A 16,069-nucleotide genomic window follows, 5' to 3' on the forward strand; every position below is an offset into this window, starting at 1 on the left:
CGGTGGCACGGCACCGGGCCGCCACGTCCGAGGCGGTCAGCGCGTGATCCGGTCCAGCGGGAGGTGGAGCACGGGCTCGGCGCCGGCCGGAGCATCGCCGGCGGCGAGCTCGGCGATCTGGGCGGCGCCGAGCGCGCGGTCGAACAACCACACGTCGTCGACGGCACCGTCGAGGGGGTTGTTGATGCCGTCGACACGGGAGCCGATGCGGATGCCGGTCAGCGCGCCGGCCGACACCGAGCCCGCGACGGGCGCGGACGTCCCGCGAGCCTCGCCGTCGATGTAGAGGGTGACAGCGTCGTCGTCGCGGGTGAGGGCGACGTGATGCCAGGCGCCGTCGGCGTAGTCGCCCGCCGCCGTCACGAACGCGTTCTGGGCGCCGGTGTTGACGTGGCCCCGGATGCGGCCGAGGTCCGGCTCCAGCCGGATCCACCACTTCGGGTCGACGTCCCGGTTGGAGTACGCCCACATGATCGCCTGCTGTCCGGCGCCGTCGCTGCGGAACCAGGCCGCGGCCGTGAACGGGCCGTCGCCGAACTCGAGGGCGGGTTCGGCTGGGGTCTCGACGTAGTCGCCGGCCAGCTCCAGGCCGGAGCCCACCACACCGCCGACGCGCCGGGGCGTGCCGCTGATCACAGCGTCCAGACCATGGCCCGACACGTCGGGCGTCGTCCTGGGCGGCGGCGCCGGAGCGTCCAGCGTCGGGACGATCACCCGGGCAAAGCTGATCCGCTGGTGATAGGTCAGCGTCGGGCCCTCGCCCAGCCGGTCGCCGTTCTCGTAGAGCACGCCGAGCCGGTGCGCGTTCCCGTGGTCGTCGATCTGCACCAGGTCGGAGTAGCCGGCCGGGCCTTCGAAGACGAGCGGGCCGCGCTCCCAGCTGCCGGCGTCGTCGTCGCTGGTCCACAGCGTCAGGTTCTCGCGCGCCGTCGGGTGTCCGGGTGCGGCGAACACGAGCCGCTCGCGCCGGTCGGCGTCACGCGACAGGCCGAGGACCGAGCCCTGCACGACCGGCGCGACGATGTCCGGCACCTCCTGATACGGCGCGTCGAACGACGCACCGCCGTCGCTGCTGGTGGTGCTCGCGCGGGCGCCGACGCTGGTGCCGTTCTGGTCGCGGGCGTTGAAGTACAGCGTGCCGTCGCTGAGTTCCACGACGGTGTTCTCGTTCGGGTTCACCACGCCCTCCGGCGTGGTGTCGACGCCACCGAGGTGCCAGGTCGTGCCGCCGTCGTCGCTGTACAGCGAGTGCGCGCCGAACAGCCGGTCGTCGGTGCACGCGATGTCCGAGCCGGGCGGCGGCGCGGCCGAGTGGTTGCCCGGCACGACCAGCCGGCCGGCGTGCTCGCCCTGGCTGATCTGGATCCCGTGCCCCGGCCCGCCGACGAAGTGCCGCCAGTCGGCCGGCTTGACGTCGGCGGTGATCTCCACCGGCTCGGACCAGGTGGCGCCGTGGTCGTCGCTGTAGAGGACGAACGAGCGGCGGGTCTGCTCGGCGTCGGCCAGGCCGCAGCGGATGTCGTTGCCGGAGACGTCGCCGCCGGTGCGGGTGACGTTGAGGACGATGCGCCCGGTCCGCTCGTCGACGATCGGTACCGGGTTGCCGAACTTGTCCGACCCGGCGTCGGCGACCACCTGCAACGGTCCCCAGGTGCGGCCGCCGTCGGTGGAGCGCTTGAGGACCAGGTCGATGTTCCCGTCGTCACCGGGGTCGTCGACCCGGCCCTCGGCGAAGGCCAGCAGGGTGCCGTCCTGCGCCTGGGCGACGGCCGGGATGCGGAACGTGTGGTATCCGTCCTGGCCCCGGTCGAAGACGGTGCTCTGCTCGATCGCCCGTCCGGGTGGGGCGTCGGCCGCCACCGGCGACCAGCCCGCGCCGGCCGGTCCGGGCACGGCTGCCAGGGCGAGACCGGCCAGGCCGGTCACGGCGAGCAGGCGGGTGGTGCGACGTGTCGTCGTCGACATCGTGCTCCTTCCTCTCGATGGGTGGGGTGTGCGCCGGCCGGCAGTCGCCTCGCCGGGCGTCAGGGATCGGTGCGGTACCTCTCGACGGCGCCGGCGAACAGCTCCTGCCGGGCCACCCGGTCGTCGCCGGTGACCACCCCGCGCTGCGGGGCGGCGTGGTCCAGGTAGGTGGGTGGGGTCGCGTCGTGCAGCGCCCACCGTGCGGCGGCACCGCGTAGGCGCCGCAGCACGTCGTCGTACGCGGGGTCGTCGATGACGTTCGCCAACTCGTACGGGTCGCCGTCCAGATCGAAGAGTGCGTCGCCGGCGACGTCGGACCAGAGCAGCTTGTACCGGGCGGTCCGGATCATGCCCGCGACGCCGTGCCGGCGGTCCTCGGCGAGGACGGTGTCGTGCCCGGCCGCCGGATCGGTCAGGTCCGTGCCCGGCAACGGCGCCGGTGGTTCCAGGCCACAGCTGGCCAGGACCGTCGGGGCGACGTCGATCAGCGAGACCAGCGCGTCGGAGACCTCGCCGCGTCGCCACTCCCCCGGGAACTTGACCAGCAGCGGCACCTTCACCACCGGGTCGTACATCGGCCCGTCCTTCAGCAGCAGGTGGTGGAAGCCGAGATACTCGCCGTGGTCGGCCGTGAAGACGATCAGAGTGTCGTCGTAGAGCCCGCGCCGCCGCAGCAGGTCGAACAGACGCCCGACCTCGTGGTCCAGGTGCGTGATGGTCGCGTAGTAGTGCGCCATCACCTGCCGCAGCCGCGGCAGATCCAGCGGCTCGTAGTCGAAGTACTCCCGCCGGTGCCGCTGATCGGCCGCCGGGATCGTGTCGGTCCAGCCGGGCAGCGGCGTCAGCGCCGCCGGGTCGTAGGCGTCATCCCAGCCGGCGGGCGGGTCGAACGGGTGGTGCGGCTTGACGAACGACACGTGCAGCAGGTGGTCGCCGGACTCGGTCCAGCCGGCCAGCACCCGCCGTGCCCGCTCGCCGATCCAGCTGGTGGAGTGCCACTCCTCCGGCAGGTTGGACCGGCCGGTGCCGTACGTGTCCCAGTAGGACGACGGCGCGGTCGCGCGGAACTCGCGCTCCTGGTCGATCAGGTCGGTCACCGGCGCCAGCCCGGCCGCCGCCAGGTCCCGGTGGTAGTCGTCGTCGTACCGCCCGGGTCCGTCCTGCTCGGCCAGTTCCAGCTGGTCGTAGCCGACGTCGAGGTAGGTCGGCGTGAAGTGCATCTTGCCGACGGCGGCCGTGCGGTACCCGGCGCGCCGCAGTGCCCGCGGGAAGGTGTCGATGCCGGGCGCGAGGGTGCAGCGGTTCGTCCAGCCGCCGTGCTGACGGACGTGCAGCCCGGTCAGCAGCGAGTACCGCGACGGGGTGCAGACCGGGAAGGTGCAGTACGCCTCGCGGTGGCGCACGCCGTCGGCGGCCAGCCGGTCCAGGTGCGGGGTGCGCACGTCGGGGTTCCCGGCCACGCCGAGGCAGTCCGCCCGGAACTGGTCGGCCTGGATGATCAGGACGTTCGGCACCGTCAGCGGTCCTCGCCGAGGAACCCGAGCTCCGTCACCTCGGCGCGCAGCACGGCCAGTTGCTCCGGGCCGGGCGACACCAGCGGCGGGCGGCACCCGCCGCAGTCGACCCCGGTCAGCGCGCCCAGCGCCTTGAAGCCGGCCAGCTCCCCGCCGTACCGCGACGCCGCGTCGATGACCTGCTGCGCCAGCTGCTGGTCCGCGCGCGCCTGCTCCAGCTCGCCGCGGGCGGCGTGATCGAGCAGCCGCCGGAACAGCGGACCGGCGAAGTTGTACACCGACCCGATGGCGGCCCGGGCGCCCCACTGCCACGCGGCGAGCACCAGCTTGGCGACGCCGACGAACACCTCGTGGTCCGCGCCCGCGAGGTGCAGGCACCGTTGCAGGTCGACCATGTCGTTGTGGGCGAACTTGACCCCGGCGAAGGTCGGGATCTTCTCCCGGGCGACCACCAGCACATCGCTGGCCCGCAGGTCGACGCCGGTCATCGAGGGGATGTGGTAGTAGGTGAACGGCAGCGTCGGGGCGGCGTCGGCGATGGCGGCGCAGGCGTCGACCAACGCGGCCACCGTGTCCGGACGGTGGAAGTAGGGCGCGACGGACGAGATCGCCCGGGCGCCCACGGACTCGGCGTGCGCCGCCAGCCGGCGGGCCTCGGCGAGGCTGGCGTGGCCCACGTGGACGATGACGTCGAGCCGTCCGTCCGCGACCTCGCACCACCGCTCGGCCAGCGCCATCCGCTCCGCCGTCGAGAGCGACGCGCCCTCGCCGGCGGTGCCCCCGACGTAGGCCGCCGCCGACCCCCACCCGAGCAGGGCGTCGGCCTGCTTCGGCACGGTGTCGAGGGCGACCTCGCCGGTCTCGGTGAACGGGGTGAACACGGCGGTGAGCAGCGCCATGTCGGGGCCGTCGGTGGAGTAGCGCAACCCGGTCATGTGGTTCCTTTCGGCAGGTCAGCCCTTGGTGTCGGTGAGGTTCACGAAGTCGCGGCGGTCGGTGACCAGCCCGGTGATGCGCTTGTCCAGCGCGAACAGGGACGGCACGGTGGAGATGCCGATCGCCCACGCCTCGTCGGCGAGGGTGCTGTTCAGCGCGGCGTAGGCGGCCTCCTGGTCCTCGGACGTCATGGCCGAGCCGGCCGCGGCCACCGCGGCGACGTAGGCCGGCGGCACGTTGGGGCCGAACGTGGTGTTCGCCTCGGTGGTCAGCATCTGCCGGCCGCGGGCCACCAGCGACGGGCTCTGCAGGTTGTTCGGCTGGAACGCGACGGTGCACTGCAACTCGCTGGCGAACAGCGCCTCGAGGTAGGCCGCCTCCTCCTGCGGGGCGATCTCCAGGTCGAACCCGATCTTCTTGAGGTCCGCCTGGATGATCTCGAGCGACTGGACCGACGGGCTCCCCGACGTCACGCCCGCGACGGCGTTGCGCACGTCGCCGGACTGTTCCAGCAGGGCCGCGGCGGCGTCCAGGTCGAACGCGCCCGAGTCGAGGTAGGACGGGTCGAACGCCGGCGAGGACGGCATGAAGGCCGTGTACACCGGGTCGCCGATGCCGAAGTTGACCTGCTCGAGGATGCGGTCGCGATCGATCGCCCGCGCGATCGCCTGCCGGAGGAGCTTGTTGTCGAACGGCGGGATGAGCGCGTTCATGAAGAACAGCGACATGCGGCCGTTGCCCTCCACCAGCGTGAACCGGTCGCGCAGCCGGTCGGCGTGGCGGAACCCGATGTACGCGGCGCCGTCGACCGAGCCCGACTCCAGCCCGGCGATCAGCGCGTCCTCGTCGGTGAAGAAGCGGTACTCCACCTCGTCCAGGTACGGCTTGCCGGAGTCCCAGAAGTCGGGGTTTTTCTCCAGCACGAGGCGCTGGTCGCGGCGGAAGTCCGCGAGCCGGAACGGGCCGGAGCCGGCCGGCTCGTGCTCCAGTTGCTCCGGGGGGTTGCTGGCCGCAAGCACCAGCGGGAAGGCGAACATCCAGTCGAGCACCAGCGCCTCGGGGGTGGGCTGCTTGAAGTCCAGCCGCACCGTCCGCTCGTCGACCGCGGTCGCCGCCGCGATGAACTCGGTCGGCTGGGCGAGGGTGAACGCGGCGTCCGGGTTCTGGGCCCGCTGGACGCCGGTGACGACGTCGCCGGAGGTCACCGGCTCCCCCGAATGGAACGTCGCCGCACGCAGGGTGATCGTCACCGAGGTGTGGTCGGGCGCGAACTCCCACGTCTCCGCTCCGGCCGGGAGGGGCTCGTAGGTGCCGTCCGGCGGATAGTCCAGCAGGTACGTGTAGAAGGAGTGGATGTGGATGTCGGTGTTGGTGAGGTAGGGATCGAACTGCATGATCTTCGTCGTGCCGAGCGTGATCTTGCCGGTCGCGTCGCCACCCGTGCTCTCGCCGCTCTCGGAACCACAGGCGCTGAGCAGGGGCGCGCCGGCGATCGCGCCGGCCGCGAGGAACCCGGCCCGCAGCAGCGTGCGGCGGGCGATCAGGCGGGACTGATACGGCGAAACGGGCATGGTGATGCCTCCCGGGGTTCAGGACGGGGTGGAGCTCAGGTCAGCCGGATACGGGGATCGAGGACGGCGTAGAACACGTCGACCAGCAGGTTGAGCAGCAGGAAGGTGGCCACGACGAACAGCACGCCGCCCTGCACGAGGGCGTAGTCGCGTTCGCCGATCGCGGTGTAGAGCAGCCGCCCCAGTCCGGGGTAGTTGAAGACGGCTTCGATGACGACGGTGCCTCCGAGGAAGCTGCCGAGCTGGAGCCCGACGATGGTGACGGTGGGCAGCGACGCGTTCCGCAGCGCGTGGCGGCGGATCACGTCGCGTTCGGGCACGCCCTTGGCGCGGGCGGTGCGGATGTAGTCCCTGCCCATCACCTCGCCCAGGGACGTGGCGAGGAAACGCGCGGTGACGCTGGAGGCGTGCACGGCGATGGCGACCGCGGGCAGGATCGTGGCCGTCAGCGCGCCGGCCGGGTCACGCCAGATCGGCACGAAGTCGCTCGACGCGGGCAGCCACTGCAGCTGCACGGCCAGCACGATGATCAGCAGCAGCCCGAGCCAGAAGGTCGGCACCGCGAGGCCCGCGGTGAGGTAACCCTGCAGCACCCGGCCGGCCACCGAGTGCGGCCGCAGCGCCACCACGATGCCCACCGGCACCGCGATGAGCAGGGTCAACGTCATCGCGAACGCGGCCAGCTGGATGGTCGCGGGGATCCGGTCGAGCAGCTCGCGGACCACCGGCTGGCCGGAGTAGTACGACGCGCCCAGGTCGCCGCTCACGGCATGGCCGATCCAGGAGAGGTACTGCTCGACGATGGAGCCGTCCAGGCCGAGCCGGGCCCGGATCGCGGCCAGCTCGGACTCGCTCGCGTCCGGCCCGAGCAGCACCGTCGCGGGATCGCCGGGCAGGGCGAACGTGAAGGCCCACACGGCGATGGAGCCGAGCACCAGCACCACGGCGAACTGCAGCAACCGGCGAATCAGGTGGCCGTACATCTAGACCGCACCTCCGCTCGTGACGCGCGTCCCCAGGTGCGGGCTGCCGCCGCTCACCGCCAGCTGCAGGCCACGCCCGATCCGGTCGAGGCAGAACACGGTGAGGACCAGGCAGAGCCCGGGAAACAGCCCGTAGCTCGGGCTCTGGTACAGGTAGGAGCGCGCGTCCTGGAGCATGCCGCCCCACGACGGCGCCGGCGGCGGGGTGCCCAGGCCGAGGAAGGCCAGGCCCGCCTCGACCACGACCGCCATCGACGCGGTGACGACGACCTGGATGACGATCGGGCCGAGCACGTTCGGCAGCACCGTGCGCAGCATCGTGTCCGGCGTGCTCGCGCCCATGCCGCGTGCCGCCAGGACGAAGTCACGGTCGCGGATGCCGAGCGTGGCCACCCGGGTGAGCCGGGCGAACTCCGGCACCGCGCCGATGCCGATGGCGAGGATCAGGTTGAACCGGCCGGGGCCCAGCACCACGATCATGACCAGGGCGAGCAGGATCCCCGGCACCGCGAGCAACAGGTCGACCAGCCGCATCGCGACCGCGTCGACCCACCTCCCCAGGTAGCCGGCGAGCAGGCCCAGCGGCACCCCGATGCCCGCGCCCACCGCGGCGGCCCCGGCGGCGGCGACGAGCGAGGCGCGGGCGCCGTAGATCAGCCGGGACAGGATGTCGCGGCCGAGCTGGTCGGTGCCGAGCAGGTGCGCGCCGGACGGGCCGAGCAGCGGCTCGCCGTCCTGGGCCGCCGGATCGAACGGAGCGATCACCGGCGCCAGCAGCGCGACGGCGACCAGCAGCAGCAACCCCACCGCCCCGACGACGGCCGACCGGGACCGGGCGAATCGGCGCAGCGCCGCCAGCCGCCGGCGCCGCGGCGGCGCGGAGGAGGGCGGGTTCGGCGCGCTCATCCGGCCACCTCCGGCGTCAGGCCGGCCGTCTCCTCCGCACTGTGTTTCATGTTCGCTCCACAAGTTCCGCGAAGTGACACGCGGTGTGGCCTCCGGCGACGAGCCGCAACGGCGGCTCCTTCTCGGCGCAGACGTCGGCCGCGATGGGGCAGCGGGTCCGGAACCGGCAGCCCGACGGCGGATCGACCGGGCTGGGGACGTCGCCGCCCAGCGGCACCCGGCGCCGGTCGGCCCGGCCGACGGGATCGGGCACCGGCACCGACGCCAGCAGCGCCCGCGTGTAGGGGTGGCGCGGGTCGTCGTACACCCGCCGCACCGACCCGGACTCGACGATCCGGCCCAGGTACATCACCGCGACCTCGTCGGCGACCTGGCGGATCACGGCGAGGTCGTGACTGACGAACAGGTACGCCATCGCGGACTCGCGCTGCAGGTCGGCGAGCAGGTTCAACACCTGCGCCTGCACGGACACGTCCAACGCCGACACCGGCTCGTCGAGGATCAGCAGCCCCGGCCGCGACGCCAGCGCCCGCGCGATGGCGACCCGCTGGCGCTGGCCGCCGGAGAACTCCGACGGCAGCCGGTCAGCGTGCTCGGTGCGCAGTCCCACCCGGGTGAACAGGTCGGCGACCTGGCTCCGGCGCCGGGCGTAGGACACCCCTTGCAGCCGCAGCGGCTCGGCGACGTTGTCGCCGACGCTCAGCCGGGGGTTCAGCGACGCGTACGGGTCCTGGAACACCATCTGCGCGCTGCGCCGGATCTGCCGCAGCTGCGACCGGCCCGCCGCGCCGACGTCGCGGCCATCGACCAGGATCTGGCCGCCGGTCGGCTCGACGAGACGCAGGACCAGCCGCGCGAGCGTGGTCTTGCCGCAGCCGGACTCGCCGACGAGGCCGAGCGTGCGCCCGGCCGGGACCCGCAGCGAGACCCCGTCCACCGCATGCACCCACGCGGACGGGCGGGCGAGCACGCCGGAACGCACCGGGAAGCGCGCCATGGCCTCGTGGACGTCGAGCACGGGCGCCCCCACGTCAGGATCGTCCTGGCGCACGGATGCCACGGTGGCGCCCGCGCCGTCCGTCCGGGTGAGCAGCGCCGCCGCCTCGTCCGGGAAATGGCAGGCGCTCACGCCGGCGCCGTCCGCGCCGGGCAGCGCATCGGGCCGTTGCTCGACGCACACGGAGCGGCCGCGCGAGATCGGGCACCGGGGCGCGAAGGCGCACCCGGGCGGCAGTTCGCTCGGGTCCGGCGGCTGGCCGGGGATCGGGAGCAGGCGGCCGGCCGCGGTGTCGAGCCGCGGCAGCGCGCCGAGCAGGGCGGCCGTGTAGGGGTGCCGCGGCCGGGTGAAGATCTGGGTGACATCGCCGGACTCCACGATCCTGCCGCCATAGGTGACGCTGACGCGGTCGGCGGTCTCGGCGACCACACCGAGGTCGTGGGTGATCAGCACCACCCCGGCGCCGGTCTCCTGCCGCGCCACCCGCAGCAGGTCCAGGATCTGCGCCTGCACGCTGACATCCAGCGCCGTCGTGGGCTCGTCGGCGATCAGGACCTGCGGGCGGTTGGCGATCGCCATCGCGATCATCACCCGCTGGCACATGCCGCCGGAGAACTGGTGGGGGTACTGGTCGTAGCGCGTGTCCGCGTGCGGCACGCCCACCATGTCGAGCAGCTCGACGACCCGGGCCCGCGCCGCCGCCGCGGTCAGCGCCCGGTCGTGCACCCGCAGCGCCTCGGCGATCTGGTGACCGACCCGCTGGACGGGGTTCAGTGCGGAGATCGCGTCCTGGAAGATCATGGCGACGTCGCGGCCGAGGCGCCGCCGCAGCTCCGGCTCGGGCAGCGTGAGCAGGTCGACGTCGCCGAGCATGGCCGTGCCGGACACCCTGAGCAGGTTCGGCGTCCGGAGCAGGCCCAGCGCCGCGAGCACCGACACGCTCTTGCCCGACCCCGTCTCCCCCACGACGCTGAGCGTCTCGCCGCCGAAGACGTCGTAGCTCATCCCGTCGACTGCACGCACCACACCCGCCTGCGTCGCGAACTCCACGACCAGGTCGCGCAGGCTCAGCACCGGCCGGCCGGTGCCGTGACCAGGTACGACGACCCCGCTCCGGGTCGCGCCCTCAAGGGCTCCAGACACCGACGACCTCCCTGTCGCTCATACGTGGACCGTAGATTGCTGCAAGATGTCCTACAGTTTTCGCAACGGTAGAGTCGGCATTTGCTGGTGTCAAGGGTCGCAAGATATCCTACAGATCAGCAACCAGCAGGAGGGTGAGCCAGAGCGTGGCGACTCAGCAGGACGACGTGGAGCCGGACTTCCGGCGACTGGACGACAGAGCCCCGCTGCACCAGATCGTGCAGCACGAGATCAGGAACCACATCCTCAAGGAAGGGCTGCGCCCCGGCGATCCCCTCAAGTCCGAGTCCGAGCTGGCCCGGATGTTCGGGGTCAGCCGCAACTCGGTCCGCGAGGCGGTCAAGGCGCTGGAGTCCACCGGCGTCCTCGAGACGCGCCGCGGCAGCGGCGTCTACATCCGCGACTTCTCCTTCGCGCCGCTGCTCGACCACCTCCCGTACGGCCTCATGCAGGGTCACCGGGCGCTGCGCGAGCTGGCCGCGTTGCGCAAGACGCTCGAGTCCGCCCTCATCACCGACGCCATGCAGGCCATGACGCCGGAAAGCGTCGCGGCCCTGCGCGAGACCCTCGAGACCATGCGCGGGCTCGCCGAACGCGGTGAGCACTTCGCCGAGCAGGACCGCCGGTTCCACCAGCTGCTGTTCCGCGACCTCGACAACACCATGCTGCTGCGGCTGTTCGACCTGTTCTGGCTGGCTTTCCACGCGGCGGCGCCGCCGACGCGCGGCCGCACGCCGATGGATGCCTACCAGGGGCACGCCGCCATCCTCGACGCCATCCTCACCGGCGATCCCGACCAGGCGCGCGAGGCCATCCAGGACCACTACGTCGGCATCGAGTCCAAGCTCACCGAGGACCCGCCGCCGGCCGGGACGACCACGGCGACACGTTGACCCGACGTTCTGGCCCGAACGCTTCGTCGTGACCTGAGAGCCGTCACGGCTCCCATGGCGTCCAGGTCAGCGCGAAGGTCAGCTCCAGAGTCTCGCCCGCCGCCAGGTCGTCGTCCATGCGTCCCGACGGGCTCGTCACCGGCTCGACACAGACGCCTTGCTCGTGCGCCGTGAACACGGTGGCGAACGGGCTGGTCCACGTCAGGCCGAGGGTGCCGTCTCCGGGCCAGACGATGGCGGCCTCGGGCACGGAGCACCTGACGGTCTCGTCCCACGGCTGCGGGCCGAGCCCGATGTAGCGGGTCGTCGGCGTTCCGTCGCCATTGCGCAGCAGCATCCGCGAACCCGCCGGGAGCTCCACCTGCGCCGCGCCCCCGCCCGGGGAGAGGACGCGGGGGAACCACGGATGGAACCCGATGGCGGCCGGCATGTCCTCGTCCGCCCGCAGCCGGAGACCGAGGCGCAGGACGTGCGGCTCGAGCTCGGCCGTGAGCTCGGCGGAGCCGGCGAACGGCCAGTCCTCCCCGAGTGTCGCCACGGCCCGGCCCGGCGCCGGCGACGTCCACCGCGACCGGCGGACGGTGCCGTGCGAGGCGTCGCCGCTCGGGTCGCGCGGCACCCGCCAGCTGCGGTCCCTCCAGTGGAAGGAGCCGTGCCGCAGGTCACCGGTCCACGGCACCATGACGAACGATCCCCACCACAACGGGTCGCGCCCCTCATGCGGCACGAGGAGGTCACGCCCGTCGAACCGCAACGACGTCAGCCGCGCACCGTCGTCGAGGTCGACAGTGGCGGAGCTCCGCTCGGTCTCCCAGCGCAGGACGCGCCCATCGGAGCCGGGCGAGACCGCCGCCGTCATGGACGTCCGTCCGCCGCACACAGCACCGGGCGAGTCTAGGGGACCGCCCCTCTGCCGCTCGATGCACCGGCCGTCGAAAGGACACGCCTCCACGGTCAGCCGAGCTTTGCGACGATGCCCCTCATCTCGTCGGCGCCGAAAGCGCGCAGGGTCGTTGTCCGGATGTTGCCCTGCGCGGCGATGGCCAGCGCGAAGGCGGTTCCGGACTCGTCGTCGGGGAATTCGGCGATCGAGACGATGTCGTACGGGCCGACGGTCCAGTAGACATCCTTGAGATTGCCGCCCATGCGCTCGGCCAGCTCACCGGCGGCCTTGGCTCGGTCGAGCGACTCTTTGGACTGACGGACTCCCTGATCGGTCCAGTTGATCAAGCTGATGAATGTGGGCATCGCTGCTCACCCCCTGAGGTTGACGCACTGACAGAGTCGTCGTTCCGGGGCACGCGACGATTCTCACGCTACGACGGCGGACCGCCCTTGGACATACCCGGCGCTCGATCAACCGTCGGCCGGGATGGGCCGAGGCCGCTCGACCGTTGACTTCAGGCTCACGAATCGGCCGTCGTCGCACGATTCGGCGATCGCCGTCATCAGCTCCAGCACGTGCAACGCCAGATCCCCCGAGGCGCGGTGCGGCCGGCCCGTGCGGATCGAGCGGGCCATGTCCACGACCCCGAGGCCGCGGCCGAGGGCAGTTCCCGTCACCGGGAGGTCGCGCCATCGGTCCGCGCCTGTACTCAGGACCCTGACCGGGCCCTCGAACGTGTTCGGGTCCGGCACGCTCAGCGTTCCCTCGGTGCCGGCGATCTCGATCACGGTGCGCCGGACGCTGGAGTCGAAGCTGAACGTCGACGCCGCGCTCGGACCGTCGGCGAAGTCGATCAGGGCGTTGACGTGGGTGGGCACCTCCACCCGGAAGACCGTGCCGGCGTCAGGTCCGGTGCCGACGACGCGTTCGGCTCGGCCCTGGCGCGCGACGGCGGCCACCCGGCGAGCCGGCCCGAGCAGTGTGACGAGCGTGGTCAGGTAGTAGGGGCCCATGTCGAACAGCGGGCCGGCGCCGGGCCGGTACAGGAACTCCGGCCTGGGGTGGCTGTGCTCAGGACCGGGGGTCTGCATCGCCGTGGTGGCCGCGACCGGCGTCCCGATGACTCCCGCGGCGACGGCTCGCGCCGCCGACTGGATTCCCGCCCCGAGGACGGTGTCCGGAGCGCAGCCGACCCGCAGCCCCCGCCGCCCGGCATCGGCGAGAATGGCCTCGGCATCGGTCATCGTCATGGCGAGCGGCTTCTCGCTGAACACGTGCTTCCCCGCGGCGAGGGCGGCCCGTGACACGTCGCGGTGGGCGGCGGGGATCGTGAGGTTGACGACGATCTCCACGTCGTCGCGCGCCAGGATCGAGTCCAGGTCTCCGGAGAGCGGCACCCGGTGCTCGGCGGCCACCGCCGCGGCCCGTGCGCCGTCGAGGTCGGCGACGGCGACCACCGCCACGTCGGGGCAGCGGGCGAGGTTGGTCAGATACTGCCCGCTGATCACCCCGGCGCCGACGATCGCGACGCCGACCGGCGCCGCGGTCACACCGGCTCCAGGGCGGCGAGGTGACGGTAGCTGTCGTCGATGGCCGCGAGCAGGTCGGTGGCGCAGGTGTCGAACTCGACGATGCGCCACGCGTCCGGAGCGGTCGCCAGGTAGTCCGCTACCGGCAGGGCACCGGCGCCGACCGCGACGTTGGGCTCGCCCAGGACGGCGGGGCCGTCCTTGATGTGCAGCAGACGGACGCGGCCGGCGTGGCGCGAGAGCAACGCCGGGACGTCGGCGCCGCCGACGGCCGCCCAGTAGGTGTCGACCTCGAGGAAGACGTCGGGGTCGAGGAGATCGGCGAGCACGTCGAGCGCGTGCCGGCCGTCGACGCGGTGCCGCAGCTCGTGGTCATGGTTGTGGTAGCCCAGCCTCAGGCCGTGCCCGCGTGCAGCGCCCGCCCACTCGTTGAGCAGGTCGGCCACCCGCGCGATGCCGTCCGCCGTGGCGAAGTTCTCCGTCGGGAGGCCGCCGGGAACGATCACCAGCTCGGTCCCCAGCGTGCGGACGGCGTCGAAGATCTCCGCCGCGTCCCCGCCCCGGACCAGGCCGACGGCATGCGACGCGCACACCTCCAGCCCGAGATCGTCCAGCACCCGCCACAGCCCCTCGGGGTCGTCGCAGGGGTCATAGGGCTCCACCGCGCCGAATCCGATCGCGGCCAGGCGCCGGAGGACGCCGGACCGATCGGCGGACAGGAGGTCGCGCACGGAGTACAGCTGAACAGCCAGCGGTTTCGGCATCGAAAGTCTCTCCTGCGGCTCGGCAACGCGACCCCGGCGGTCGCTGATCGGACGGCACGCGGCTATGCTAATACAACGTTAAATCACCCGACGTCAGGAGTCTCATGTTCCGGCTCGACGGCAAGGTCGCGGTCATCACGGGAGGAGCCCGCGGCATCGGTGCCGGCGTCACCCACGCGCTGGCCGCGGCCGGTGCGCGAACGGCCGTGGTCGATCGCGACCCCGTCCGGGCCGGCTCCCCTCCTGGCCGGACCATGACCGTCCAGGCGGACGTCGCCGACGCCGCTCAGGTCGAGCACGCCTTCGCCGCGGTCCACGACGCCTGGGGCGCGGTGGACATCCTGATCAACAACGCCGGCGTCGCCGCGCGGGAACCGTTCGAGGACATCACGTCCGACAGCTGGGACGCCGTCTTCGCGGTCAACACGCGTGGCGCGTTCCTGTGCGCACAGACGGCGTTGAGGTACATGCGCCACCAGCGCGGCGGCCGCATCGTCCAGATCGCCTCGGTCACGGCCCACCAGGGCGCGCTCCTCGGGCACGCTCACTATGCCGCCAGCAAGAGCGCGCAGCTCGGGCTGACCAAGACGCTCAGCCGCGTGTGCGCACCATTCGGCGTCACCGCCAACGCCATCGCGCCCGGTGTGATCCGTACCGAGCTGTCCAGCGCCACACTGGGCCCCAGCACACTGGCGGAGCTCGGTGCCACCATTCCGCTCGGCCTCGGATCCGTCGACGACGTCGCGCATGCGGCCGTCTACCTGGCCAGCGACGAGGCCCGGTACGTCACCGGCATCACGCTCGACGTCAATGGCGGGCAGTACCTCCGCTGACCTGCCCACTCCCCCGAACCGAGGTGATCTCCGTGCCGATACCCGCGAACGCCCAGTCCGGCCTCGACCTGCTGTTCTCCGAGGCCGAGACGCTCGCCCGCCAGCAGCCGGGCGCCGTCACGGACAAGCCGGCGCCGGCGTCCTCCGGTGACCCGCACGACTTCTCCACGATCGGCCGCTACTGCTGGCCCAACCCGGACACCCCCGACGGCATGCCCTGGATCCGCATCGACTGCGAGGTGAACGACGCCTCCTACGGACCGCGGTACGACCTGACCCGGTACAAGGAGATGGTCGAAGCCGTCGTGCGGTTGTCGCTGGCGTACCGGCACTTCGGCGGCGAGCGGTTCGCCGAGGGTGCCGCCGCCCGGCTGGACCGGTGGTTCCTGGATCCCGGGACCGCGATGAACCCGAACCTGAACCATGCCGCCGCACTGCCGGGCGTCCACGACGGCGTCTACTACGGGGTCATCCAGGGTGCCGTGATGACCCGCGTCCCGTACGCGGCCGGCCTGCTCGCCGGCAGCGCGCACTGGCCCGCCGACGCCGACCGCCGGCTGCGCGACTGGTTCGGCCGCTACACGACGTGGCTGACCACCAGCCCGTTCGGCCGCGAGCAGGCCGAACGGGGCAAGAACAACAACACGATGGTCTGGTACCACGCGCAGCGAGCCGTGTTCGGTCACTACGCCGGGCAACCGTCCGCGGCGGCCGACGGCCTCCGCTCGATCGCGCACTGCCTCGACGGCCAGATCGAGCTGGACGGAAGCCTCCCGCGCGAGCTGTCACGACCGGACAGCCTGATCTACTCCGTCTACTGCCTCACCGGCGTGGCCAACGCCGCCGAGCTGGCGCCGCTGTACGGCATCGACCTGTGGGGCCACCGCACGCCGGACGGCGCGACGTTGCGCGGCTGCTTCGACTATCTCGAGCCGTACCTGGCCGGCCATCGTGAGTGGACCGCGCCGCAGCGCCATCTCGGCACGCCCGACCAGGCCATCTGGCTGTTCCGGATGGCGGCCCGGGCGTACGGGCAGCCGTCGTACCGGCAGGTGGCCGAGCAGCTCGCCGGGAAACCGAGCGAGCCGGGCTCGTACCTGTTCGGGGAGCTCTACGACCCGTTCTTCCGGCCCTTCGACCAAGGATGAA

The 16,069-nt window shown here is 72.3% G+C and carries 14 protein-coding genes; 3 read left to right on the plus strand and 11 right to left on the minus strand.

The window, feature by feature from the left end; all coding sequences use genetic code 11:
- Positions 1-36 precede the first annotated feature (36 nt).
- From ACW62_RS02435 to ACW62_RS35640, 7 genes are read right to left on the minus strand one after another with little or no spacing between them, the layout of a single operon-like run.
- Positions 37-1,965 (minus strand): sialidase family protein, encoded by a 1,929-nt coding sequence (locus ACW62_RS02435; RefSeq protein WP_053202458.1) that lies wholly within the window; start codon positions 1,963-1,965, stop codon positions 37-39.
- Between the two features lie 59 nt (positions 1,966-2,024).
- Positions 2,025-3,479, minus strand: coding sequence for a sulfatase-like hydrolase/transferase (locus ACW62_RS02440; RefSeq protein WP_053202459.1), 1,455 nt, complete (start codon positions 3,477-3,479; stop codon positions 2,025-2,027).
- Positions 3,480-3,481: 2 nt separating this feature from the next.
- On the minus strand, positions 3,482-4,414 hold the full coding sequence (locus ACW62_RS02445; RefSeq protein ID WP_053202460.1) for a dihydrodipicolinate synthase family protein: 933 nt from the start codon (positions 4,412-4,414) through the stop codon (positions 3,482-3,484).
- 18 nt (positions 4,415-4,432) lie between these two features.
- Positions 4,433-5,986 (minus strand): ABC transporter substrate-binding protein, encoded by a 1,554-nt coding sequence (locus tag ACW62_RS02450; RefSeq protein WP_053202461.1) that lies wholly within the window; start codon positions 5,984-5,986, stop codon positions 4,433-4,435.
- 35 nt (positions 5,987-6,021) lie between these two features.
- Positions 6,022-6,969: an ABC transporter permease gene (locus ACW62_RS02455; RefSeq protein WP_053202462.1), complete on the minus strand. Its 948-nt coding sequence runs from the start codon at positions 6,967-6,969 to the stop codon at positions 6,022-6,024.
- Positions 6,970-7,875, minus strand: coding sequence for an ABC transporter permease (locus ACW62_RS02460; protein WP_053202463.1), 906 nt, complete (start codon positions 7,873-7,875; stop codon positions 6,970-6,972).
- 46 nt (positions 7,876-7,921) lie between these two features.
- Positions 7,922-10,015, minus strand: coding sequence for a dipeptide ABC transporter ATP-binding protein (locus ACW62_RS35640; protein ID WP_240477207.1), 2,094 nt, complete (start codon positions 10,013-10,015; stop codon positions 7,922-7,924).
- Between the two features lie 146 nt (positions 10,016-10,161).
- Here ACW62_RS35640 and ACW62_RS02470 point away from each other — a divergent pair, with 146 nt between their 5' ends.
- Complete coding sequence (locus ACW62_RS02470; protein WP_205629085.1) at positions 10,162-10,908, plus strand: FadR/GntR family transcriptional regulator; 747 nt, start codon at positions 10,162-10,164, stop codon at positions 10,906-10,908.
- A 43-nt stretch (positions 10,909-10,951) separates the two neighbouring features.
- Here ACW62_RS02470 and ACW62_RS02475 read toward each other — a convergent pair whose 3' ends face one another.
- The 4 genes from ACW62_RS02475 to ACW62_RS02490 form a co-directional block, all read right to left on the minus strand.
- Entirely contained in the window at positions 10,952-11,767 is an 816-nt protein-coding gene (locus ACW62_RS02475) for an aldose epimerase family protein (RefSeq protein WP_053202464.1), read from the minus strand.
- A 95-nt stretch (positions 11,768-11,862) separates the two neighbouring features.
- Positions 11,863-12,156 carry a GYD domain-containing protein gene (locus ACW62_RS02480; RefSeq protein WP_053202465.1) on the minus strand — a complete coding sequence of 98 codons (294 nt, stop codon included), beginning with the start codon at positions 12,154-12,156 and terminating at the stop codon, positions 11,863-11,865.
- A 108-nt stretch (positions 12,157-12,264) separates the two neighbouring features.
- Positions 12,265-13,344: a Gfo/Idh/MocA family protein gene (locus ACW62_RS02485; protein WP_053202466.1), complete on the minus strand. Its 1,080-nt coding sequence runs from the start codon at positions 13,342-13,344 to the stop codon at positions 12,265-12,267.
- Entirely contained in the window at positions 13,341-14,087 is a 747-nt protein-coding gene (locus ACW62_RS02490; protein ID WP_053202467.1) for a sugar phosphate isomerase/epimerase family protein, read from the minus strand. Before ACW62_RS02490 ends, ACW62_RS02485 begins: the two co-directional genes overlap by 4 nt.
- Before the next feature lie 104 nt (positions 14,088-14,191).
- Between ACW62_RS02490 and ACW62_RS02495 the strand changes: the two genes are divergently transcribed.
- Both ACW62_RS02495 and ACW62_RS02500 read left to right on the plus strand, forming a co-directional pair.
- Entirely contained in the window at positions 14,192-14,920 is a 729-nt protein-coding gene (locus ACW62_RS02495; protein WP_053202468.1) for an SDR family NAD(P)-dependent oxidoreductase, read from the plus strand.
- A 32-nt stretch (positions 14,921-14,952) separates the two neighbouring features.
- On the plus strand, positions 14,953-16,068 hold the full coding sequence (locus ACW62_RS02500; RefSeq protein ID WP_169791971.1) for an alginate lyase family protein: 1,116 nt from the start codon (positions 14,953-14,955) through the stop codon (positions 16,066-16,068).
- Position 16,069: the final 1 nt, after the last annotated feature.

Origin of the sequence: Jiangella muralis (genome assembly GCF_001270745.1) — a bacterium.
In the GTDB taxonomy this organism is placed as follows: domain Bacteria; phylum Actinomycetota; class Actinomycetes; order Jiangellales; family Jiangellaceae; genus Jiangella; species Jiangella muralis.

Excerpts from the sequence above, each read along its gene's own strand:
- ACW62_RS02495 (WP_053202468.1), top strand. The coding sequence starts at position 14,192 with ATGTTCCGGCTCGACGGCAAGGTCGCGGTCATCACGGGAGGAGCCCGC.
- ACW62_RS02435 (WP_053202458.1), bottom strand. The coding sequence starts at position 1,965 with ATGTCGACGACGACACGTCGCACCACCCGCCTGCTCGCCGTGACCGGC.
- ACW62_RS02480 (WP_053202465.1), bottom strand. The coding sequence starts at position 12,156 with ATGCCCACATTCATCAGCTTGATCAACTGGACCGATCAGGGAGTCCGT.
- ACW62_RS02490 (WP_053202467.1), bottom strand. The coding sequence starts at position 14,087 with ATGCCGAAACCGCTGGCTGTTCAGCTGTACTCCGTGCGCGACCTCCTG.
- ACW62_RS02475 (WP_053202464.1), bottom strand. The coding sequence starts at position 11,767 with ATGACGGCGGCGGTCTCGCCCGGCTCCGATGGGCGCGTCCTGCGCTGG.
- ACW62_RS02445 (WP_053202460.1), bottom strand. The coding sequence starts at position 4,414 with ATGACCGGGTTGCGCTACTCCACCGACGGCCCCGACATGGCGCTGCTC.
- ACW62_RS02450 (WP_053202461.1), bottom strand. The coding sequence starts at position 5,986 with ATGCCCGTTTCGCCGTATCAGTCCCGCCTGATCGCCCGCCGCACGCTG.
- ACW62_RS02455 (WP_053202462.1), bottom strand. The coding sequence starts at position 6,969 with ATGTACGGCCACCTGATTCGCCGGTTGCTGCAGTTCGCCGTGGTGCTG.
- ACW62_RS02460 (WP_053202463.1), bottom strand. The coding sequence starts at position 7,875 with ATGAGCGCGCCGAACCCGCCCTCCTCCGCGCCGCCGCGGCGCCGGCGG.